The sequence below is a fragment of the Halorubrum coriense DSM 10284 genome (assembly GCF_000337035.1).
In the GTDB taxonomy this organism is placed as follows: domain Archaea; phylum Halobacteriota; class Halobacteria; order Halobacteriales; family Haloferacaceae; genus Halorubrum; species Halorubrum coriense.
The window spans coordinates 28,934-50,904 of record NZ_AOJL01000028.1 but is presented as its reverse complement, the minus strand read 5'-3'; the positions used below and the strand labels follow the sequence as shown (position 1 = coordinate 50,904).

The 21,971-nt window shown below is 70.8% G+C and carries 25 protein-coding genes; 18 read left to right on the top strand and 7 right to left on the bottom strand.

Annotation, left to right across the window (positions count from 1 at the left end):
- The first annotated feature begins 24 nt into the window (after positions 1-24).
- A complete protein-coding gene (locus C464_RS07010) occupies positions 25-267 on the top strand; it encodes a SelT/SelW/SelH family protein (protein WP_006112936.1) in 243 nt (80 codons plus the stop codon).
- 515 nt (positions 268-782) lie between these two features.
- On the opposite strand, the gene C464_RS07005 is transcribed toward C464_RS07010, so the two are convergent.
- Together C464_RS07005 and C464_RS07000 are read right to left on the bottom strand one after the other, a co-directional pair.
- Positions 783-3,212 carry a heavy metal translocating P-type ATPase gene (locus C464_RS07005; protein WP_006112935.1) on the bottom strand — a complete coding sequence of 810 codons (2,430 nt, stop codon included), beginning with the start codon at positions 3,210-3,212 and terminating at the stop codon, positions 783-785.
- 73 nt (positions 3,213-3,285) lie between these two features.
- Positions 3,286-3,486: a hypothetical protein gene (locus C464_RS07000; RefSeq protein ID WP_006112934.1), complete on the bottom strand. Its 201-nt coding sequence runs from the start codon at positions 3,484-3,486 to the stop codon at positions 3,286-3,288.
- Between the two features lie 97 nt (positions 3,487-3,583).
- Here C464_RS07000 and C464_RS19185 point away from each other — a divergent pair, with 97 nt between their 5' ends.
- The 11 genes from C464_RS19185 to C464_RS06950 all read left to right on the top strand — a co-directional run bounded on the left by C464_RS19185 (position 3,584) and on the right by C464_RS06950 (position 10,685).
- Complete coding sequence (locus C464_RS19185; protein ID WP_006112933.1) at positions 3,584-3,760, top strand: hypothetical protein; 177 nt, start codon at positions 3,584-3,586, stop codon at positions 3,758-3,760.
- Between the two features lie 6 nt (positions 3,761-3,766).
- Positions 3,767-4,276 carry a cytochrome c oxidase subunit II gene (locus tag C464_RS06995; protein WP_006112932.1) on the top strand — a complete coding sequence of 170 codons (510 nt, stop codon included), beginning with the start codon at positions 3,767-3,769 and terminating at the stop codon, positions 4,274-4,276.
- The gene (locus C464_RS06990; RefSeq protein WP_006112931.1) at positions 4,273-6,063 is read left to right on the top strand and encodes a b(o/a)3-type cytochrome-c oxidase subunit 1; all 1,791 of its coding nucleotides are present in this window, start codon (positions 4,273-4,275) and stop codon (positions 6,061-6,063) included. The genes C464_RS06995 and C464_RS06990 overlap by 4 nt, the downstream gene beginning before the upstream one ends.
- The gene (locus C464_RS06985; RefSeq protein ID WP_006112930.1) at positions 6,060-6,275 is read left to right on the top strand and encodes a hypothetical protein; all 216 of its coding nucleotides are present in this window, start codon (positions 6,060-6,062) and stop codon (positions 6,273-6,275) included. The genes C464_RS06990 and C464_RS06985 overlap by 4 nt, the downstream gene beginning before the upstream one ends.
- Positions 6,276-6,374: 99 nt before the next feature.
- Positions 6,375-6,626 (top strand): DUF7542 family protein, encoded by a 252-nt coding sequence (locus tag C464_RS06980; protein WP_006112929.1) that lies wholly within the window; start codon positions 6,375-6,377, stop codon positions 6,624-6,626.
- Between the two features lie 157 nt (positions 6,627-6,783).
- Positions 6,784-7,026 (top strand): sulfurtransferase TusA family protein, encoded by a 243-nt coding sequence (locus tag C464_RS06975; protein ID WP_006112928.1) that lies wholly within the window; start codon positions 6,784-6,786, stop codon positions 7,024-7,026.
- A gap of 1 nt (position 7,027) precedes the next feature.
- Positions 7,028-8,173 carry an NAD(P)/FAD-dependent oxidoreductase gene (locus tag C464_RS06970; protein WP_006112927.1) on the top strand — a complete coding sequence of 382 codons (1,146 nt, stop codon included), beginning with the start codon at positions 7,028-7,030 and terminating at the stop codon, positions 8,171-8,173.
- A 1-nt stretch (position 8,174) separates the two neighbouring features.
- Entirely contained in the window at positions 8,175-8,894 is a 720-nt protein-coding gene (locus C464_RS06965) for a DUF1641 domain-containing protein (protein ID WP_006112926.1), read from the top strand.
- Positions 8,895-8,978: 84 nt separating this feature from the next.
- Positions 8,979-9,377: a thioredoxin family protein gene (locus tag C464_RS06960; protein WP_006112925.1), complete on the top strand. Its 399-nt coding sequence runs from the start codon at positions 8,979-8,981 to the stop codon at positions 9,375-9,377.
- Positions 9,378-9,472: 95 nt separating this feature from the next.
- Positions 9,473-9,895, top strand: a complete 423-nt coding sequence (sufU, locus tag C464_RS06955; RefSeq protein ID WP_006112924.1) for a Fe-S cluster assembly sulfur transfer protein SufU — start codon at positions 9,473-9,475, stop codon at positions 9,893-9,895.
- Positions 9,896-9,980: 85 nt separating this feature from the next.
- Positions 9,981-10,685 (top strand): Sjogren's syndrome/scleroderma autoantigen 1 family protein, encoded by a 705-nt coding sequence (locus C464_RS06950; protein WP_006112923.1) that lies wholly within the window; start codon positions 9,981-9,983, stop codon positions 10,683-10,685.
- Between the two features lie 383 nt (positions 10,686-11,068).
- Here C464_RS06950 and glmM read toward each other — a convergent pair whose 3' ends face one another.
- Positions 11,069-12,433 carry a phosphoglucosamine mutase gene (gene glmM, locus C464_RS06945; protein WP_006112922.1) on the bottom strand — a complete coding sequence of 455 codons (1,365 nt, stop codon included), beginning with the start codon at positions 12,431-12,433 and terminating at the stop codon, positions 11,069-11,071.
- A 128-nt stretch (positions 12,434-12,561) separates the two neighbouring features.
- On the opposite strand from glmM, the gene C464_RS06940 reads away from it, so the two are divergent.
- Positions 12,562-13,152 carry a hypothetical protein gene (locus C464_RS06940; protein ID WP_006112921.1) on the top strand — a complete coding sequence of 197 codons (591 nt, stop codon included), beginning with the start codon at positions 12,562-12,564 and terminating at the stop codon, positions 13,150-13,152.
- A 28-nt stretch (positions 13,153-13,180) separates the two neighbouring features.
- On the opposite strand, the gene C464_RS06935 is transcribed toward C464_RS06940, so the two are convergent.
- From C464_RS06935 to C464_RS06920, 4 genes are all read right to left on the bottom strand, one after another.
- Entirely contained in the window at positions 13,181-13,789 is a 609-nt protein-coding gene (locus tag C464_RS06935; protein WP_006112920.1) for a DUF7504 family protein, read from the bottom strand.
- A 43-nt stretch (positions 13,790-13,832) separates the two neighbouring features.
- Positions 13,833-14,225: a hypothetical protein gene (locus C464_RS06930; protein WP_006112919.1), complete on the bottom strand. Its 393-nt coding sequence runs from the start codon at positions 14,223-14,225 to the stop codon at positions 13,833-13,835.
- On the bottom strand, positions 14,225-14,920 hold the full coding sequence (locus C464_RS06925) for an RAD55 family ATPase (RefSeq protein ID WP_006112918.1): 696 nt from the start codon (positions 14,918-14,920) through the stop codon (positions 14,225-14,227). Before C464_RS06925 ends, C464_RS06930 begins: the two co-directional genes overlap by 1 nt.
- 112 nt (positions 14,921-15,032) lie before the next feature.
- Positions 15,033-15,506, bottom strand: coding sequence for a chemotaxis protein CheW (locus tag C464_RS06920; RefSeq protein WP_006112917.1), 474 nt, complete (start codon positions 15,504-15,506; stop codon positions 15,033-15,035).
- Positions 15,507-15,607: 101 nt separating this feature from the next.
- On the opposite strand from C464_RS06920, the gene cheB reads away from it, so the two are divergent.
- The 5 genes from cheB to C464_RS06895 are packed head-to-tail and all read left to right on the top strand — an operon-like array spanning position 15,608 to position 21,907.
- A complete protein-coding gene (cheB, locus tag C464_RS06915; RefSeq protein WP_193366013.1) occupies positions 15,608-16,702 on the top strand; it encodes a chemotaxis-specific protein-glutamate methyltransferase CheB in 1,095 nt (364 codons plus the stop codon).
- Complete coding sequence (locus tag C464_RS06910; RefSeq protein ID WP_006112915.1) at positions 16,702-19,008, top strand: chemotaxis protein CheA; 2,307 nt, start codon at positions 16,702-16,704, stop codon at positions 19,006-19,008. The genes cheB and C464_RS06910 overlap by 1 nt, the downstream gene beginning before the upstream one ends.
- A complete protein-coding gene (locus tag C464_RS06905; RefSeq protein WP_006112914.1) occupies positions 19,005-19,820 on the top strand; it encodes a CheR family methyltransferase in 816 nt (271 codons plus the stop codon). Before C464_RS06910 ends, C464_RS06905 begins: the two co-directional genes overlap by 4 nt.
- A complete protein-coding gene (locus C464_RS06900) occupies positions 19,820-21,034 on the top strand; it encodes a HEAT repeat domain-containing protein (protein ID WP_006112913.1) in 1,215 nt (404 codons plus the stop codon). The genes C464_RS06905 and C464_RS06900 overlap by 1 nt, the downstream gene beginning before the upstream one ends.
- Entirely contained in the window at positions 21,035-21,907 is an 873-nt protein-coding gene (locus C464_RS06895) for a CheF family chemotaxis protein (protein WP_006112912.1), read from the top strand.
- Positions 21,908-21,971 lie beyond the last annotated feature (64 nt).

Sequence of the window (21,971 nt, the reverse complement as noted above, 5' to 3'; positions counted from 1 at the left end):
CCGGTCCGCCGCGTACCCCGACACATGACACGCGTCGAAGTCGAGTACTGCGTCCCCTGCGGCATGTTGAACCGCGCGCAAGACGTCTCCGAAGCGATCCTCAAGCAGTTCGGCGAGGGCGTCGACGAGGTCGCCCTGGTGACCGGCGACGACGGCGTGTTCGTCGTCCGCGCCGACGACGAGGTCGTCTTCGACAAGACCGAGGACGAGTACGACGTCGACGCCATCGTCCGAGCGGTCAAGCCGCACGTCGGCGCGACGGCGTAACTCGTTCCACCAGGCCGCAGGCCCGTCGACTCCCGTCTCCGAGCGGTCAAGCCGCACGTCGGCGCGACGGCGTAACTCGTTCCACCAGGCCGCAGGCCCGTCGACTCCCGTCTCCGAGCGACAGCTATCCGCGTTACCACGCCGCAAGGTAATTGTGCTTCGCCGATAGATCGGACCGACGATGGCCGACTCGTCGGAACGGACGCGGACCGAGACCGCCGCTCCCGCGGACCGGCCGTTCGAGGCGGACGCCGCGGCCCCCGAGAGCCGGTCGCGGCTCCCCCGGCCGCGCTGCCGCTCGCGGTCGGGGTCTACCTGCTCTCCGACATCGTTCTCGGGCAGAGCGCCGCCGCCCCGCTCGTCGCGGGGTCGTCTTCCTCTCGGGGCTGTACGTGAACCTCGCGTACGAGCGCCTCGGGGCGCTTGCGCGCCGGCTGCTCCCCACGAGCGGCGGTCGTGGGGAGAACGGCGACGGTTCCGGCGGCGAGGGATGAGGGCCCGCGGCGCGCGACGACTCAGTCGGGGTCGAACACCACCCGCGCGGAGTTCGTCACCACGAGGATGCTGCTCGACGCCATCGCGAGCGCCGCCAGCAGCGGGTTGAGGACGCCGGAGAGCGCCATCGGGATCGCGACCGCGTTGTAGACGAACGCCCAGCCGAGGTTCTGTTTCAGCCGCCGGTTCGTCCCGCGCGTGACGGCGAACAGCTCGGGGACCGCCGAGAGCCGGTCCTCCAGCAGGACCGCGTCGGCGGCGTCCGCGGCGAGGTCGGTGCCCGAGGCGATCGAGACGCCGAGGTCGGCCGCGGCGAGCGCGGGCGCGTCGTTGCTCCCGTCGCCCACCATCGCGACCGAGCTGTCGGCTCCGAGCCGCCTGACCGTCTCGGCCTTCGCCTCCGGCGGGACCTCGGCGAACACCTCGTCGATCGCGGGGTGGTCCGCGAACCGCCTCGCGGCCGCTGGCGCGTCGCCGGTGAGAACGACCACGCGGCGGCCGTCCGCGTCGAGGTCGGAGACCACGTCTTCCCACCCGTCGCGCACCTCGTCGCCGACCGCGAGGACGCCGCGCACGCGCCCCTCCCAGCCGACGTAGACGGGGACGTTCCCGCGGTCGCGGGCGGCCGTCCCCGCCTCGCGGAGTCGGGCAGAGACCGACCAGTCGCGCTCGGCGAACAGGTCGGGGTGGCCGACGACGACCTCGTCGCCGTCGACGCGACCGGCCACGCCGCGGTCGAAGACGTCCACGTCGGTCGCGGCCGCGCCGCCGAGCGCGTCGGCTCCGGCGGGGCCGCCCTCCGCCGAGTCCGCGGCGGCCGTGCCGCCGTCGGCCGCCGGTCGCCCGCCGCCCGAGCCATCCTCCTCGCCCAGCACGCCCGCGACGACCGCCTCGGCGACCGGGTGGACCGAGGCCCGCTCGACGGCGGCCGCGCGCTCTCGGACCCGCTCGACCGAGGCGTCCGCCTCGGCGGTCGCGTCGAGCAGCCGCATCTCGCCGTCGGTGAGCGTCCCGGTCTTGTCGAGGACGACGGTGTCGATGTCGGCCGCCGCCTCGAAGACCGCGTCGGAGACGACGACGATGCCGCGCTCGGCGGCGTCGCGGATCCCGGCGGCGACCGCGAGCGGCGTCGCCAGCCCGAGCGCGCACGGACAGGAGACGATGAGCACCGTCAGCCCGACGAGCGCGGCGTCGACCGGGGCCGACCCGAGCGCCAGGGTCGCGGTCGCGCCGACGGCCGCGACCACGACGACGAGGGGGACGAACACGGTCGCCAGCCGGTCGACGAGCCGTTGGATCCCCGACCGGGAGCTCTGTATCTCCCACAGGAGGCGGACGAGCGTGCCGAGGGTGTTCGCCGCGTCCTCGCCGACCTCGACGACGACGGGCGAGTCGGTGACGACGGTCCCGCCGCGGACCGCGTCCCCCACGCGCTTCGTCGCCGGCAGCGACTCGCCGGTGACGAGCGCCTCGTCGACCGCGGCGGTCCCCTCGGCGACGGCCCCGTCGAACGGGACGCGCTCGCCGGGCCGCACGAGGAGGCGGTCGCCGGGGGCGACCTCGTCGGCCGCGAGGGTCTCGCCCGCCTCCGTCCGGACGGTGCGGTCCTCGGTCGTCGTCAGGTCGGCGAGCATTCCGGTCGCCCGCCGCTTGATGATCGACTCGTAGTGGTTGCCGGCGGTGACGACCAGGATGACGGCGATGGTCACGTCGAAGTAGAGGTCGGTCCGGCCGACGAGCAGCGCGAGCGTGCTGTACGCGTACGAGCTCCCCGCCGCGAGCGACACCAACAGGTCCATGTTGGGCTGTCGCGCCCGGAGGCTCACGTACGCGCCCCGCAGGATCGGATACCCGGTGTAGAACAGCACGATCGAAGAGAACAGCCAGATCTGCGCGAAGAGGTAGGTCCCCGACACGCCGCCGAGGTCGAGGATCGGCTCGTAGCCGAAGTAGGTCGGATACAGGAAGACGACGTACCACAGCATCGCCATCATCCCGAAGAAGCCGCCGCCGATCAGGAACCTGACGACCGCGTCGTCGTCCTCCGTCTCCGGGTCCGCGCGATCGCTCGCCGAGTAGCCCGCGACGGAGAGCCGGTCGGGGAGGTCGTCGGGGCTCACGGCGTCGGGGTCGTAGTCCACCCGGATGGTGTCCGTGGCGTAGCTCGCCTCGGCGGCCGCGACCCCCTCCTGCTCGCCGGCCGTCATCTCGAGGAACGACTCGCAGGTCGCGCAGTGCATCCCGTCGACGTGGAGGAACGTCGTCTCGCCGTCGAACTCGTCCGCGGGGGTCGCGTCGGGTCGCCGCTCGTCGAGGTCGTCGAGGTCCTCCACGTCGTCGAGCGAGCGCGCGACGGTCAGGCACCCGCGGCAGCAGAACTCGCCGTCGACGTCGGGCGCGGTATGCGGGTCGTCCCCCGTCGGGAGGTCACAGAGCGTACAGCCTGTCATTGGTGGTCCGTTCGCGTTCGTCCGGGCGGTTCGCGGACCGGGGGGGCCGTTCCCGCGGTGCGCTTCGGGTCGGTTACGCGTGCTCGGTGTCGGTCGAGTCGCCGGCGACCCCCGGGAGGCTCCCGCCGGTCGCGACCCGGAGGCTCCCCCAGATGAGGAGCACGTTCACCAGCGTGACGAGCACGACGAACTCCGCCCGATCGGCGATGAACACCACCGCGGGGATCAGCCCCCCGAGTACGAGGAGTACGGCCCGTTGTAACGAGAGTTCCATGCCGTAGCCAAGGGCCCGCCGGAAATATATAATACCCGTGTTTTCAGGGTGCGAGAACGGATAGATCTTATTTGCCTCTCTGTTGTCAAGGCCGCCTATGGGCCAAAGCGAGGCAGTTAACGCTCCGACGGACGACGTCGGCGGTGACGGAGAGGAGTTCGACCCGATCGGCACGCTCACGCTCATCGGGATCTACTTCACCATTCTGGTGCTCGCGTGGGTGTACATCTACTTCATCGAGTTCCTCGGCCGGGACCTCGTCGTGGTGGGGTGATCAGACGTGCACATCCACGCCTACGAGAAGCTCTGGCTGGCGCTGTCGATCGTGCTGATCCTCGCGCTCATCGGCACCGTGACGTACGGCGCCGTCGGCCCCGGGGTGGCGATGGTCGCCGACTCGCAGTCGACGGTCGACCCCGGGGCGCTCGACGAGGACGATCGGTTCTCCGAGCCCCGGGTCGAGCAGGTCGGCGAGAACGAGTACGAGGCGTACGTCGTCGCCTACCAGTTCGGCTTCGAACCCACGCCGATCGTCGTGCCGGCGAACAGCACCGTGACGTTACACGTCACCTCTCGCGACGTGATACACGGCTTCGAGGTGGCCGGCACGAGCGCGAACGCGATGGCAGTCCCCGGCGAGGTCTCTGAGATCACGGTCGAGACCGACGAGCCGACCGAGTACGGTATCGTCTGTAACGAGTACTGCGGAGCCGGACACCACGTCATGGAAGGGAAGCTCAACGTCGTGAGTCAGTCCGAGTTCGAGAACCGCGGAGGTGACTCCGAATGAGCACCGCCATCGAGTCGGAGCCGACGTTCGTCGACAAGTTCCCGGACGAGGCCCGGGTGGTCCGCGCGGCCTTCATGAGCTCCTTCTTCGCCCTGTTGCTCGGCGCGATCTTCGGGATCATCCAGACGCTCCATCGGACCGACGTCGCGCGGATCATCCCCTCGACCGACTACTACACCGTCCTCACCGCGCACGGTGTCTTCATGGTGATCAGCTTCACGATCTTCTTCCTCGTCGGGCTGTTCACTTGGGCGCTGACGCGCAGTCTGGACCGCCCGCTCCTGAACATCAAGATCACGTGGACGTGGTACGGGCTGATGGCGGCCGGCATGACGCTCACCGGGATCTCGATCCTCGCCGGGTTCGTCGACTCCATCGACATGAGCGCGGACGTGCTGTACACCTTCTACGCGCCGCTCCAGGCCCACCCGCTGTTCTACGCCGGCCTCACCGTGTTCATCGTCGGCACGTGGATCGCGGGCGCGGACTGGTTCCGGACGTTCCTCGCGTGGCGGCGCGAGCACCCCGACGAGCGGATCCCGCTGCAGACGTTCATGGTGCTGACGACGATGACGATGTGGTACATCGCCTCGTCCGCCGTCGCCGCCTCCGTGCTGCTGTTCCTGCTCCCGTGGTCGCTCGGCTTCATCGACCAGGTGAACCCGACGCTCACCCGGACGCTGTTCTGGTTCTTCGGCCACCCGGTCGTCTACTTCTGGCTCATGCCGGCGTACATGCTCTGGTACACCGTCCTGCCGAAGATCGCGGGCGGTCGCCTCTTCAGCGACCCGCTGGCGCGGGTCGTGTTCGTGCTGTTCGTCCTCCTCTCGACGCCGGTCGGGATCCACCACCAGTACCTCGACCCGGGGATCGCCGAGGGGTTCAAGTTCATCTCGATGACGAACACGATGTTCCTGCTGCTTCCCAGCCTGCTCACCGCGTTCACCGTCGTCGCGAGCGTCGAGTACGGCGCTCGCAAGAACGGCGGCACCGGGCTGCTGGGCTGGCTCACCAACCTCCCGTGGCGGAAGCCGGAGTTCACCGGCATGATGCTCGCCGGACTCATGTTCGCGGCCGGCGGCTTCTCCGGGATGGTCAACGCCGGGATGAACATCAACTACCTCATCCACAACACGCTGTGGGTGCCCGGCCACTTCCACCTCACCGTCGGGACCGCGGTGGCGCTGACGATGATGGCCGGGACCTACTGGATCTGGCCGCAGATCAGCAACAAGCCGATATTCAGCAGCCAGATCGGGCTGTTCCAGGTCGTGCTCTGGTTCATCGGCATGGCGCTGATGTCGAACGCGATGCACGCGCAGGGGCTGCTCGGCGTCCCGCGGCGCACCGCCGAGCCGGAGTACTCCGGCTTCGACTACCCGACGATGTTCGGCGGCTTCGAGGAGCTCAACATCCAGATCGCGATCGGCGGGACCCTGCTGTTCGTCTCGACGGTCCTCTTCCTCGGCAACCTCGTCCTGACGATGGGGAACCCGACGGTGTCCGGGCTCGCGGAGCCGCTTCCCAGCCCGGTCTCCGGCGCGGAGGACGCCCCGCAGGTGCTCGATAACCTCCGCCTGTGGGTCGGCATCGCGCTCACGCTCGTCGTCCTCGCGTACGCGCTCCCGATCGCGGCGATCATCAACCGCGGCGGGCTGCTCGGGCCGGGCGTCGGCACGTACCCGGTGTGGGCCGCGCCGTTGTTCGACGCGCTGACGAACGCGGCGACGCCGCTTCTCGGCGCGATCACCGACGCGTCGGGCGCGCTCGTCGAGGTGATTCGGTGAGCGTCGACATCTCCCGCGGCGGGCTGCTCGTGACGCTCGCCATCTTCGGCGTGATCGTCTACGAGATGCGGACGGTGCTCGACTTCGTCGGCGTCGAACTGCCGATCATCCCGTACATGGCCGCCGTCTTCGTCCTCGCCGGGGCCTCGGTCTGGTACATCACCCTGAGGGGCGGATGGCGGACCGAGCCCGAACGCGACGAGCCGGCGTAGCCGCGTCGACCCCCGCACGGCCCAGCGGTCACGGCTCTTCTCTGCGGTCGGGCTCGTTCCGACCGCGACGGTTATGTTCCTCCGTCACAAGACACCGGTATGAACAAAACGCGCGTGACGGTCCGGTGTCGCGACTGTTCGCTCGCGACGGCCCACGAGAGCCTCCGCGACGCCCGAGTCGCCCTGAACGACCACGAGTCGACGACGGGCCACCGGGTCGACTGGACCATCGAATCGGTCGATCCGGGCGTCTCGCAGGCCGGTGCCGACGCCGGCGTCTGCGGTCGGCCCGAGTGCGCGAACGAGGACTCTCCGCTCGTCGACCCCGCACCGCCGGAGTCGGACTCCTAGCGTCTCCCGGCGTTGGCGTGGTCGTCCGCGTCACCGCGGAGGCGGTTACTGCGCGCGCGACAGACTCCCTCGTATATATAGCCTCGCACGGAATACCAGAATATTGGGATTAGCAACCAATATTATCTCCGCGGCGGTCGAACGATCGCCCGTAACCATGTCAGCTACCGATATCGAACCCACCGACACGGTCGACGCTCGCGGGGCGGCCTGCCCCGGACCGCTGATGGACCTCATCGGCCGCATCCGGTCGGCGACCGCCGGCGACGTCGTCCTCCTGTTGAGCGACAGCGACCGGTCGATGACCGACGTTCCCGAGTGGGTCGACGAGACCGACAACGAACTGCTCGGGGTCGACGAGTCGGGCGACGACTACGGTTTCTACGTGGAGGTCGCGTGAGATGACCCACCGAATCGCGATCCTCGGGGGCGGCACGGGCGGCACGGTGCTCGCGAACGACCTCGCGGAGCGGCTCGCGCCCGAGATCGACGCCGGCGACGTCGAGGTCGCGCTGATCAACGACGACCCGGACCACGTGTACAAGCCCGTGTGGCTGTACGTCGCGTTCGGGCAGCGCGAGCCCGCGGACGGGCGTCGGCCGCTCGACGAACTGGTCGACGACCGGGTCGACCTCGTGATCGACCGCGTCACCGAGATCGACACGGACGACGAGTCGCTCGCGCTCCGCGACGCCGGCGGCCCCCTCGCCTACGACCACCTCGTCGTGGCGACCGGCTCGACACTCGCCGCCGACGAGGTGCCGGGGCTCGCCGAGGGGAGCCACGACTACTACTCCGAGTCCGGCGCGCTGGCGCTCAGGGACGAACTCCTCTCGATGACCGAGGGCCACCTCGTGCTCAGCGTCGTCGGGACGCCGCACATGTGCCCCGCCGCGCCGCTTGAGTTCGTGTTCATGGCCGACGACTGGCTCCGCGAGCGCGGACTGCGCGAGGACGTCGACATCACCTACACGTATCCGATCAACCGCGTCCACGGGAACCCCCACATCGCCGAGTGGGCGAAGCCGATCATGACCGACCGCGACATCGGAGTGGAGACGTTCTTCAACGCCGACTCGGTCGACCCGGACGCGGAGACGCTCACCTCGATGGAGGGGACGGAGATCGACTACGACCTGTTAGCCGCGATCCCGCCGCACCGCGGCGTCGACGTCGTCGAGGCCGCCGGGCTCGGCGACCGCGGCTGGGTCGACGTCGACAAGCACACGCTGGCGGCCGAGCGCGCCGAGGACGTGTACGCGCTCGGCGACGCCGCGACGACCGGCGTCCCGAAGGCCGGCAGCGTCGCGCACTACCAGGCGGGCGTCGTGGCGCGGCGGCTTGCCAGCGAGGTCCGCGGCCGCCCCGCGACCGCGACGTACGACGGGAAGACGCTCTGCTTCATCGAGACCGGCACGGACGCCGCCTCGTTCGTCGAGTTCGACTACGAGAGCCCGCCGTCGCCCGCGCCGCCCTCGGAGAAGCTCCACTGGTCGAAGCTGGCGTACAACGAGTCGTACTGGCTCACCGCACGGGGGTTGCTCTGAGATGTCGGGCGACGACGCGGCCGCGGGCGAGCCCGAGGCCGACGGCACGGGCGGCGCGGGGAGCGACGCGGCGGACGACGACACGGCCGGGGGCGACGCCGCCCCCGACGACATCGACCGCGACGAGCTCGAAGCGGCGGTCGCCGAGAACCCGGAGGCGGTCGCCGCCTTCGTCGACCGGCTCGACGCGGTCAACGAGCTGCTCGACGTGATCGCGCTCGGCGAGGGCGCGCTCACCGACGAGATGGCCGTCGAACTCGCCGGGACCGCCTCCACGCTCGCGGAGTCCGCGGACGGCATCGCGACCGACGAGACGGTCCGACTCGCCGCGTCGGTCGGCGAGAACGGCGACGAGCTCCGCGAGGCGATGGAGACCCTCGTCGAGCTCCAGCGGAGCGGTACGCTCGACGAGCTCGCGGAGCTGGGCGGCGTCGGCTCGCTCGCGGCCGCGGCGCTCGACGACGAGATGGTCCGCTCGCTCGCCGCCACCGGATCGTCGCTGGGCGAGGTGGCCGACACCGCCGCGAGCGACGACACCCGCGAGGGACTGACGACGCTGCTTCGAGGCGTCGGCACGGCCCAGCGGAGCGACCCGCAGCCGGTCGGCGCGGTCGGGCTCGCGCGCAGCGTCCGCGACCCCGAGGTCAAGCACGGGCTCGGCTACCTGCTCGCGGTCGCAAAGGCCATCGGCCGCGAACGCGGCGAGGCCGCCGAGGAGTGAGCTGGATCGGCGGCCGGCCCGCGGCCCGGTTCCGGACTTCCGAGCGACGCGAGTACTTATGAGCCTCCGGCGACAATAATGCGTATGACAATCAATACTACTTCGGAGAGCGCGGACGGGTCCGACGCGCCGGGCGGCGAGGGCGCGGCGGCAGCGTCGCGACCGACGGATCTAGCCGACGAGGACGCGCTCGACGCCTTCGTCGACGACGCGGACGTCGCGCTCGTGGAGTTCTACACCGACGGCTGCGGGATCTGCGCGAGCATGGAGCCGGTGCTGGGGAACGTCGCTCGCGGCGTCGAGGCGGACGTGGCCGTCGGGCTGGTGAACCCCCGCGACGACCCGCCCCTCGTCGATCGGTTCGAGGTGCGAAGCGTCCCGCTGTTCGTCCTCTTCGTCGACGGCGAGCCCGTCGCCCGGCGCGCGGAGGGGTTCATCCCGGGCGAGGACCTCGCGGCCTGGGTCGACGAGTACGCGGCGTAACGCGGCCCCGATCCGGCGGTGAACCGTCGCCGATTACGGTCGGCGTTCGGACCGACGGAACCCTTTTGAGCCGGACCGGCCTACTCGGAATCAGTATGGGACTGGGCTCGGACATGTACCGACAGCAGATCCTCGACCACTACAAGAACCCGCGCAACTACGGGGAACTCGAGGACCCGGACTTCACGCACGTCGGCGAGAACCCCTCCTGCGGCGACACCATCCAGATGGACGTCCAACTCGACGACGCCGGCGAGACCGTCGAGGCGGTGCGGTTCACCGGCGACGGCTGCGCCATCTCGATGGCCTCCGCGAGCATGCTCTCCGAGCGGCTCCACGGGATGGCCGTCGACGACCTCGACGCGCTCGACACCGACGACGTCACCGAGATGCTCGGCGTCGACATCTCGCCGATGCGCGTGAAGTGCGCGGTGCTGGGGCGACAGGTCGCACAGGACGGCGCGAAGATCCACCGCGGCGAGCTTGACCCCGACGACCGCACGGCCACCGAGGAGTAGCCGGCCGCGGGCCGACAGCGGTCGTCGGCTCCTGGCTCGTCCCGAGCCCACCGGACTTTTGCCCGCGAACCACGTTCGTCTGCCTATGAGCGACGGCTTCGACAAGGAGGCGGAACGCGAGAAGCTCCGCGAGAAGTACGCGGACGACGAGCAGAAGCGCGAGCACACCCAGCGGATGTCGGAGCTCCTCTTAAAAGGCGCGACGATGACGAACCGCCACTGCGAGGAGTGCGGCGACCCGATCTTCCGCCACGACGGCCGCGAGTTCTGTCCCACCTGCGGGAACGAGGCCGGGAGCGCGGCGGGCGCGGACGCCGGTGACGGGTCCGCCGCCGCGGAGCCGACCAGCGCGGACGAGACCGCGGACGCCGCGGCCGCGAGCGAGCAAAGCGGGGCCGACGCCGCGGCCGAGAACCGGGCCGCCGGTTCCGGGGCGGTCGACTCCGGTGCGACCGAGACCCGCCAGCCGCAGTCGCCCCCGTCGGCGACCGTACCGGCACAAGGGTCGCCGACGTCGCAGGATACGAGGTCACCACGAGAGTCCTCGCCGCAGGCGTCGCCGTCGACCGGCGGCTCCGCCCCCCAGCGATCCGGCTCCGGGGCCGCCGAGTCCCCGCAGTCGAGTCCGCCGCGGTCCGACGCCGACGGCGTCGGGGCCGCCCGCGCGTCGCTGACGCGGACGCTGACGCGGTTCGCCCGCGCGGCCGAGGAGACGGACGACCCCCGGCGCGCCCGCGACCACCTCGAAGCGGCCCGCGAGGCGGCCGAGGCGCTCGCGGCACTGGACTGATACTGCGTAGACGTCTGTTTTCGCGTGGCGGTGCCTGTTGAAATTACGACTGTTTACTGACAACTCGCTCCCAGCAGGTCCTCGGAGAACACCGCCAAAGCCTCAGTCGCGAGGCCGCAGTACGCTCGCTGCGGTGCTTTCGTCGCCTACTGCGGCCTCGCGACTGCCCTTTTAAAACCGTCCCGCACAGCACCGTGACCGCACCTCGCGCCTCCACAGCCTCGTCGGCCTCCCTCCGCTTCGCTCCGGTCGGCCGACTCCAGCGAGAATCGAAGATTCTCTGGCAGTCGGGCGCAGCCCGACGACCTCGGGCGTGCTTCTCACGCCTTACAGGCGTTCGAAGGCACGCACCACCGCAGTTCTACACATAAAACAGCCCGTCGTTATCGTCCGCTCTCGACGGCGACGCGCATGTCCGTCGCCAGCCGCTCGGCGCGGTCGGCGTCGGCGGACTCGGCGTAGATCCGGATCTTCGGCTCGGTGCCCGAGGGGCGGACGAGCACCCACGCGTCGCCGTAGTCGAGCCGATAGCCGTCGGTCGTGTTCGGCTCCGCGTCGGCGGTCTCGACGTAGGCGCGGGCGGCAGAGAGCATCTCGTCGCGCTCGTCGTCGTCCTCGTACTCGACGTTCACCCGCACGAAGTGGTAGTCGCTGTACGGGGCGACGACCTCGCTGACGGGCGCGCCGTCCGCGGCCGCGAGCAGTTCGAGGAACCGCGCGCCGATGTACGCGCCGTCCCGGGAGAGCCGGTACGGCGGGAAGAACACCCCGCCGTTCCCCTCGCCCGCGATGGGGACGTTCGTCCCCGCCTCGTGAAGCTCGCGCGTCCGAGTGATGATGTTCGTCGCCCCGATGGGCGTGAGCTCGAGGTCGGCGTCGTTGGCGGCGCAGACGTCGACGAGGCGCTGCGAGACGTTGACCGCGCTGACGACGGCGTCGCCCGGTTCGAGGCCGGCGTCCGCCAGCGCCGCGAAGGAGGTGTCGCCGTCGACGAACCCCCCGTCCTCGTCGACGAAGACCGCCCGGTCCGCGTCGCCGTCGTGGGCGATCCCCACGTCCGCGTCGGAGGTCGCGACCAGCCGCGAGAGCGCCGTCAAGTTCTCCGGGACCGGCTCGGAGTCGCGGCCGGGGAAGTGGCCGTCGGGCGTCGCGTTCACGGTCAGGACCTCGCAGCCGAGCTCGCGGTAGATCCGCGGGGAGGCGACGGAGGCCGCGCCGTGGCCAGGATCGACCGCGACCGTGAGGTCCGCGTCGGCGACCGCCCCGCGGTCGACGGCGGCGGTCAGCTGGTCGACGTAGTCGTCGACGGCCCCCTCGACCGGCGTCGTCGCGCCGGCCGACCGCCAGTCGGCGTGGTCGTACTCGTCGTCGAGGACGCGGCGCTCGATCCGCTCTAACACGTCGACGGAGAGCTCCACGCCGTCGTCGCCGACGAGCTTGATCCCGTTGAACTCGGGCGGGTTGTGCGAGGCGGTGACGAGGACGGCCGGGACCCCGGCCGCCTCGCAGTAGTTGCCGACCGCGGGGGTGGGGACGACGCCGAGGCGGTCGACGTCGCAGCCGACCGCGGCGAGCCCGCTCGCGGCCGCGTTCGCGAACAGCTCGCCGGTCGTTCGCGTGTCGCGGGCGACGGCGACGCGGTCGGCGTCCCACACCGTCCCGGCCGCCTTCGCGATGTCGAGGACGAGCGCGGGCGTGAGGTACCGCAGCGCGACCCCGCGGATACCGCTCGATCCGAACAGCTCCATGCGAGGCCATCCGCCGGCCGAGGGGAAAGCGGTTCCGAACCGCCGCGACCGAGGCGTCCGACGGATCCGACGCCCGCCCCGTCGCGACGACGCGTGCGGTTCATGGCGGTGGCGTCCGTTCGTCCCGTATGGACTTCACGCGACGCGACGCGCTCGCCGGGAGCGCGCTCGCGCTGTCAGTCGCCGCGGCAGGCTGTCTCGACTTCGCGGCGGGCGACGGACCGCAGGGCCCCGAGGGGACGCCGGCGACGCTGACCTGCGACGACGACGCGTTCGTCCGCCTCGATCAACCGTTCGAGGCGTCGGTCGCCGGTACGCCGGTCGAGACGGACGAGACCGCCTTGGAGCTCTCCGTCGAGGGCACAGCCGAGACGTACGGCCAGTCGCTCCGGCTCGTCCTCCGCAACACCGGCGACGCTCCGGCGGCCACCCTCGGCGAACAGGCGTACTCGCTCCAGCGCGAGACCGAGGCGGGGTGGCTCGACGTCCGCGGCTCGACCACCGGCGAGGCGGTCGCGCTCCCCCGAACCGAGTCGTCGCTCGACAGGAGCACGGCGTACTCGTGGGACCTCACGCTGACGGAGCGCGGCCTCGCCGAGGCGGTCGACGGGGTCGACCTCGACGTCTGCCCCCCGCTCGGGGCGGGGACCCACCGCTTCGTCTACTGGGGGCTCGTCGACGGGCCGCCGGTCGGCGTCGAGTTCGAACTGATCGGGTGAGGAGGCGGACGCCCGTCACCGGCCCCGCTCAGAAGGGCTGCCATTCGGAGGGCTGCCCGACGCGGCCGCGGACGCGGAACTCCCGCGCGTCGTCGTCGACGCGCGTCTCGACGACGACCTCGAACGGCTCGTGGAGGGTGTGGACGACCTGTTCGTCGTGGGCGGTCGAGCCGACGACGCCGACGAACGGCCACCCCTCCCCCGAGGTCTGCGAGGTCATCACCCGCGTGAACCGGTAGATCCGCTCGGGGTCCCAGTACATCAACAGCTGGGAGAGCGAGTAGATGCCGACGGCGCGGTCGCGGCCCGCCGAGGACTCGACGACGTCGGTGAACTTGATCCCGATGTCGGTGAGGTTTCCAGCGCTGCCGACGTACTTCGTCGTGGGCGTGTCGTCGCGCTTGTCGCCCTGCTCGTGGGTGACGCAGTCGACGACGACCACGTCGTCGCCGTCGCCCCCCGTCAGCTGCTCGTAATCGCCGCGGACCTTCTCCGCGGTCCGCCCCGTCGATATCACGACCGGGCCGTCGGACCACGACGCGAGCAGCTTGTTGAACAGGTCGTACTTCCCGCTCATCGGGGGACCGCTGATGAGGACGCTGTCGGCACCGCGGACAGCGTCGGGAAGCACAGTCATTTGGTGATCGTGAGAGAGTGTTCGGTAAAACCCTTCCGAGGGGTCACTTTCGGAGCATGGAGGGGAGGTCGAGCGAGGACGGCGGCCCCTCCCGCGGCCCGTCGGTGAGTGTCAGTTCGCGTATCGCACCGGGGAGCGCGGCGGGGACCGGCGCGTCGCGCGGGGCTCCCGCGCCGTCGACGAGCGACTCCCAGACGTCCTCGTCGTCGGGGTCGTCCCGCTCCGCCTTCGCCTCCAACGCCTTCGTCCGGCCCTCGTCGTACGCCAGCTCCACGATGCTCTGGTCGTAGCTCCCCGGGAACGCCGCCAGCACCCGGTCTAACTCGTCCGGCCGGGGGCTGTCCATCCCGGCGGAGACGCCCAGCGCGAACGCGCGCTCGATCGCCTCCTCGCGGGAGATGTCGTTCCACTCCGTGCCGAACGTGCGCTCGTACATCAGTGGGTCACCCTCGCCGCCGGGCCGACGCGGAGCCCGCCGTCGGTGAACTCCACGTCTTGGATGTCCGTGTCGACGTCCGTGCCCCGCATCTTCAGCACCTGAACCCCGCGGCGCATCCCCTCGTCTTCGAGGTAGTTGTGCATGAAGACGACGCCGTGCGCGAGGTAGTGCTCCTCGGAGTAGGCGCTCGGGTCGGTCATCTCGGAGATCAACAGCGTCGTGGCGTCGGTCCGCTTCAGCGAGGAGAGGAGCTGGATCATCGTGTCCTCGTCGTCGTCTAAGAGGAACCGGAGCAGCATCGTCGAGTCGAAGACGACGCGGTCGATGTCGCGGGAGTTGATGAACCCGGTGAGGCGGTTGGTGACGCCGGACCGGTCGCGGCGGTCGCCGGGGAGGCCGAAGAAGCGCCGGCCGTCCGAGGAGAAGGAGTCGAGGAAGGTGACGCGGTCGGAGTCGAGCGCGCGGTCGAACCCGAACTCGTAGCCGCTCATGTCCTCGCGGATCCCCGCCTTGGTCTCGTGCATACTGATGTACAGGACGTCCTCGCCGTTTCGGGCACCCTGGGCCGCGAACTGCGAACAGAACGTCGTTTTCCCGCTCCCGGGCGGACCGCTCACCACGTAGAGGCGCTCCTCGGGGAACCCACCGTCGACGACATCGTCGAACCCTGGGACGCCGCTTGAGACGCGCATACGTAGGAACCCGTTGGGCGGCTGATAAGCGTTGGCTCCCGGTTCTCACGGGTGAGAACCGATCGCCGGACGACGCCGACGCGGTCGCCCGACCGTCGGCCGCACCTCGCGATTACGCTTCCGCGGCCTCGACGTCGTCGAGGTCGGCGGCGAGCGCGTCGTCGACGTCCGGCGAGACCCACACGACGAACCGGTCGTCGGACTTGACGATGCCGCGGACGCCCTCGTCCTCGACGGTCGTGCTCTGGTCGACGTCCTCCGGCGAGACGTCGCGGACCTGGAACACTTCGTCGACCATCCAGCCGACGGTCCCGCCCTCGTCGATCTCGTCGTCGTCGAACACGACGATCCGCTCGCGCGGGCCGTCCTCGTCGATGTCGTACAGCGTCTTCGGGTCGACGATCGTCGTCGTCCGGCCCCGGAGGTCCATCACGCCCTCGACGTGGTCCGGCGAGTTGGGGATCCGCGTGAGCTCGCCCGCGTCGACGATCTCGTCGATGACGCCGATGTCCAGACAGTACGTCCCGTCGCCCAGCCCGAACTCCAACACCTTGGTCGGTTCGTCCTCCGCCTCTGTGGCTGCCATACCTCTGCTGCGGTCAACCGACAAATAATCGTGTCCCCTGAATTATCAGGGGTGATTACTGGGTCCGTGGATTTATGCTGATTCTGGGCGCGCTCTGGTACATGAGCAGGACGACGGATCGGCGCGGCGGTCGGGACGGGTCGCCGCGGGTGGTGGTCGTCGACGACTCCCCGTTCATGCGGGGACTGATAAGCGACCTCTTGAGCGACGCCGGGGTCGCGGTCGTCGGCGAGGCGGGGGACGGAGAAGAGGCGCTCTCGGTGGTCGCCGAGACGCGTCCCGACGTCGTGACGATGGACGTCGAGATGCCCGGGATGGGCGGGCTCGAAGCCGTCGAGCGGCTGATGGAGGAGACGCCGACGCCGGTGTTGATGCTGTCCGCGCACACGGACGAGGGCGCGGAGGTCACCTTCGAGGCGCTCGACCGCGGAGCGGTCGACTTCTTCGCGAAGCCCGGCGGCGAGGTGTCGACGGGCGTCTCGCGGGAGTCCGACCGGCTCGTCGAGGCGGTGCGCTCGGTGGCGGACGCCGACCTCGACGCCGCGACCCGCGAGCGCGACGACCCGACCGCCGACAGCACGCGTTCGCCCGACGCCGGGACCGACGCGGACGCGGCCGACGTCGACGGGCCGCTGACCGTGGTGATCGCGGCCTCGACCGGGGGCCCGAACGCCGTCGAGCGCGTGCTGTCGGCGCTCCCGATGGCGGACTGCCGCGTGGTGATCGTCCAGCACATGCCGGAGGCGTTCACCTCGCGGTTCGCGAACCGGCTCGACGCCGCGTCCGCGTACGACGTGCGGGAGGCCAGCGACGGCGCGCGGATCGGGGCCGGCGAGGCGCTGGTCGCCCGCGGCGGCAGCCACACCCGCATCGACAGCTACCGCTCGGGGCGGCTCCGGGTGAAGCTCGACGAGGACGACGACTCCCACACGGTCACCCCCGCGGCGGACGTGACGATGCGCTCCGCGGCCGAGGTGGTCGACGACCCGCTCGTCGGCGTCGTGCTGACCGGGATGGGCTCGGACGCCGCGGCGGGGATCCGCGCGATGGCCGACGCCGGGGCGCGGACGCTGGCGCAGAGCGAGGACACCTGCGTCATCTACGGCATGCCGAAGCGCGCGGTCGAGACGGGCGGGATCGACGCGGTGTACGACCTCGACGACGTCGCCGGCGCGATCGTGGGGGGTGAGGCCTGATGGACTCCCACCGCGCCGCGTTCGTCGCCGAGGCCGAAGACGGGATCACCGATCTTAACAACGCGCTGCTCGCGCTCGAAGCGGACCCCGAGGACGCCGAGGCGATGGACGACGTGTTCCGCGTCGCCCACACCCTGAAGGGGAACGCCGCGGCGATGGGGTACGAGGATGTCTCCGACTTCGGGCACGCCCTCGAGGACCTGCTGGACGCGGTCCGGCAGGGCGACCGCGAGGTGACGCCCGAGCTGATGGACCTCCTCTTCGAGGGGGTCGACGCCGTCGAGGCGATGGTCTCGGAGATCGCCGACACCGGCGAGGTGTCGACCGACCCCTCCGACCTCGAATCGCGCCTGCGCGAGATGGAGGAACGCGGCACCGTCGGCGGGAGCGACGCCGGGGAGGACGACGCCGAAGACGAAACCGAAACCGACGACTCGGTCGACGCCGACGCTGACGACGCCGATCCCGCCGAAGACGACGCGGCCGACGACGACGCGGACGAAGGTGTTCCCGACGTCGAGGTGCCGGAACCGCCCGCGGGCGCAGCCGACCTGCCGGAGCCGGTCGCGTACGCGGACGTGACGATCGGCGACGCCCAGATGCCGGGCGTCGACGCCGCGCTCGTCCTTCAGGCGCTCGACGAGCAGTTCGACGACCACGTCACCGATCCCGCGCCGGAGGCGCTGGAGGAGGGCGAGTACGACGAGTCGTTCGACGCGTTCGTCGGCGGCGACGACCCCGAGGTCGTCGCCGAGGGGCTCCGAGCGCTCACGCAGGTCGAGGCCGTTACCGCGGTCGCGGTCGGCGGCGAGGAGGCCAGCGAACCGGCCGACTCAGACGCCGAAGCGGCCGACTCCGAGCCGGCGGCGGCCGAGCCAGAACCGGACGACACCGAGCCCGTCGACGCCGAACCGGACGACGCCGACTTGATGGAAGACGACGCCGAAGACGCGCCGGAGCCCGCCGCGGCGGACGCGGACGAAGCGACCGAGGAGTCCGACGACGAAGGCGACTCCGGGTCGGCCGGGGGCTCCGACTCGAAGTCCGCCGACGAGATCAAGTCGATCCGGGTCGACGTCGACCAGGTGGACGAGCTGTACGGGCTCGTCGAGCAGCTGGTGACGAGCCGGATCAAGCTCCGCCGCGAGATAGAGGGGACGGACGCGGAGTCCGACGCCCTAGACGAGCTCGACAAGCTCGCCTCCAGCCTCCAGGACACGGCGATGGACATGCGGCTCATCCCGTTCTCGCAGGTGTCCGACTCGTTCCCGCGGCTCGTGCGCGACATCTCGCGGGACCTCGACAAGCGGATCGAGTTCGAGATCGAGGGCGACGACGTGGAGCTGGACCGCACCATCCTCACGGAGATGCGCGACCCGCTCGTCCACGTCCTGCGGAACGCGGTCGACCACGGGATCGAGTCGCCCGAGGAGCGCGAGGCGGCCGGGAAGGACCCCACCGGCCACGTGTCGCTCACGGCGGAGCGCGAGCGCGACCACGTGATCATCGAGGTCTCGGACGACGGCGGCGGGCTCGACCCCGACCAGCTCCGCGAGAAGGCGGTCGACGAGGACGTCAAGAGCCGCGAGGCGGTCGAGGCGATGGAGGACGACGAGGTGTACGACCTCGTCTTCCACCCCGGCTTCTCCACCGCGGAGGAGGTCACGGACGTCTCCGGCCGCGGCGTCGGCATGGACGTCGTCCGGACGACCGCGCGCGACCTCGACGGCTCCGTCTCGATCGAGAGCGAGCCCGGCGAGGGGAGCACGGTCCGGTTCCGGCTCCCGGTCACCGTCGCGATCGTGAAGGTGATGTTCGTCGACGTGGGCGGCACGGAGTACGGCATCCCGATCAAGTCGATCGCGGAGGTCGCCCGCGCCGACGACGTCGAGGAGGTCCACGGCGACGAGGTCGTCAGACACGAGGACGACCTCTACCCGGTCGTCCGGTTGAACGAGCGCCTCGGCGAGATCGATCCGACCGCGGCGGAGCGGCCGACCGAGACGCCCGCCGCCGACGGCGGCGTGGCGGCCGACGAGCCGGGCGACGACGGGTTCGTCCCGGCGGACCCGACGACTGACTCCGGTCCCGGCGACGCCGGCGAGGGGCCGACCGACGACGGGATGCTCGTCCGGATCCGCGAGGAGACGCGGCAGGTCGCGCTCCACTGCGACGCGGTGTTAGATCAGGAGGAGGTCGTCGTCAAACCCCTCGACGGGCCGCTCTCGGGGACCCCCGGCCTCAGCGGCACGGCGGTCCTCGGCGACGGGGACGTCGTGGCCGTGCTCGACGTGGTGAGCCTATGAGCCGATCGAGAGACGAGGAGACGGAGTTCGAAGGCGTCCTCCGACAGATCGACGACACGGTGCCGTTCGAGCCGGGGTACTACAACGAGTCGTACCTCGACCGCCGGATCACCGCGCGGATGCGCCGGCGCGACACGGAGTCGCACGCCGAGTACGAGCGCATCCTCCGCGAGGACGCCGACGAGCGGCAGGCGCTGATGGACGCGCTCACGATCAACGTGACGGAGTTCTTCCGCAACCCGGAGATGTGGGACGTCCTCCGCGATGTGTTGCGCGACCGGACCGCGGACCAGCGGCGCGTCCGCGTCTGGTCCGCGCCCTCGGCCGACGGCCGGGAGCCGTACTCCGTCGCGATGTTGGCCTGCGACGACCCGGAGATAGACGAGTCGCGCGTCGAGGTCCTCGGCTCCGACATCAGCGAGGAGGCGCTCGACAACGCCCGCGAGGGCGTCTACCACACGACGCGCACGACCGACATCGCCGAGGAACTGGAGCCGCTCTCCGACCCCGACGAGTACGTCGAGCGCGACGAGGACGCGTTTCGGGTGCGGCCGGCGGTCAAGCGCCTCGTCGACTTCGAGACGCACGACCTGATCCGCGACGGCGCTCGCGACCCGTTCGACGTGGTGTTGTGTCGGAACCTGCTGATCTACATCGACGTCGACCACAAGGCCGCGCTGTTCGACACGCTCGAGGCGTCGCTGGCGGAGGACGGCGTCCTCGTGTTGGGGATGACCGAGAGCGTCCCCCCGGACAGGAGCGACCGTTACGAACCGATCGACAAGCGGCGGCGGGTGTTCGGGAGGCGCTGATGTCGCTGTACCAGCACGCCCGGGACGGGAACGCGGAGCGCCTCCGGGACGCGCTCGGTAGCGACAGCGCGGCCGTCAGGCGGCGCGCGGCGGAGTTCCTCGGCGAGGTCGGCGAGGAGAGCGACCAGCCGACGGTCGAGGGGCTGCTCCGCACCGCGACGACCGACGACGACCCCGAGGTCCGCGGCGCGGCGGTCGACGCGCTCGACGAGATCGGCGAGGCGGCGCTCCAACAGCTGCTCGAAGAGCTCACCGGCGGCGGCGGCGACTCCGAGGCCGAGTGGGTCACCGCGCGCAAGTTCGCGCGCGCCCTCGAGGCCGACCGACCGGAGCTCCGGATGGCGGCGGCGAACGCGCTCGGGCGGCTCGACGACGCGAGCGGGCTCCAACCGCTGGTCGGGGCGCTCGACGACGAGGACCCCCGCGTCCGGCTCCGGGCGGCGCAAGCCTGCGGGACCTTCGCCGACGCGCGGGCGGTTCCCGGCCTGCGCGAGCGGTTGGAGGACGAGGAGCCGCGCGTGCGGCGGGCCGCGGCCAACGGGCTGGGGACCATCGGCACCGACGAGGCGCTGTCGCCGCTGTTGGACCTGCTCGACGACGGCGACGAGTCGATCCGCCGGATCGCGGCCGGCGCGCTCGGCAAGGCCAGCACGCCGGAGCCGGTCGAACCGCTCGCTCGCGCGCTCGGCGACGAGAGCGCGGTCGTGCGCAACGCGGCGGTGTACTCGGTGATCGAACTGCTCTCGAACGTGCCGACCCAGCAGAGCCACGCGGTCCGTGACCAGGTCGTCTCGGAGCTGAAGGCGGCGGACGACGCGACCGTCGTCGAGCCGCTCGTCGAGATCCTGACCGACGGGCAACAGCCCCGCCAGCGGCGGAACGCGGCGTGGATCCTCGGCCGCGTTGCGGACCCGGACGCGTCGGCGGCGGTGGAGGCGCTGGCGGGCGCGCTCGCGGACGAGGACCCGCAGACCGCGCAGTTCGCGGCCACGAGCCTCAAGAGCCTCGGCGGGCCGGTCGTCGAGGACCGCCTGCTCGACAAGCTCGGCCCGGAACACCCGGAGGACGCCCGCGCGAAGGCGGTGTTCGTCCTCGGACAGATCGGCGGGCAGGAGACGCTCAACCGCCTCGAAGAGTACGCCGACGACGACAGTCAGGCCGTCAGAAAGCGCGTGTTCTCGGCCGTCTCGAAGCTCCGCGCGGGGGGCCCCTAGATGGCGCAACAGGGCGACGAGTACAAGATCACCGACACGCAGGCGAAGTTCGCGGTCGCGGTCCGCGAGGGGCGCAAGGTGAGCGACGTCTCGTGGACGCCGGGGCGCGTCCTGCTCTCGAACCGGCGGCTGATCCTCGCCGGCAACGACGGGAAACGGACGGTCCCGCTGTCGAAGCTGGAGCGGCTCGGCGGCCGCCACGACGCGAACCAGTCGGTCGCGCGCGTCTCCAACTACGTGAGCTTCGACCTGGGCGAGCAGGTGCTGCTCGTCGCGGCCGCCGACCACGAGCCGTTCGAGCGCGACGTCTACCGCGCGCTGCTCGACCAGAAGACGGTGATGGCGAAACACCCCGCCATCGAGGGCGGCGTCGTCCAGGACACCGAGTGGGAGCAGGCCCGCGTGAAGATCGACGACAACGGGCTCAACGCCGCCTTAGAGCGCGGCGTGTTCGTGAAGTTCGACCTCGACGACATCAGCGGGCTCGACGCGGCGAAGCGCACGGTGAACGGCGAGAAGAAGCCCGTCATCGAGGTGTCACACACGGACGACGAGGGGACGAGCATCGAGACCCACGTCGCCGGCGACCCGAACCGGATGCGGTTCGTCGAGTCCTGGCTCCGGAAGGGCGAGGAGCGGAGCTCGACGAACGTCGACCTCTCCAGCCGCGACCGCGAGGTGCTGATGGCGCTGTACTCCGGCGTCTCGCCGTTCGAGATCCCCTCGTTCCTCGGGATGGACGTCGACGACGTCGAGGAGACGTTCGAGCGGCTGGTCGAGCTCGAAGTTGTCGAGGAGGTGCGGATCCGCCGCGAGGTCGCGCTCAACTCCCGCGGGCGCAACATCGCCAGCGAGGCGATGAACGAGCAGTAGCGGAACGCCTGTCTCCTCGTACCCGCCGACCGCGCCGGCGTCGCCGCGTCGAACCACTCTTAAG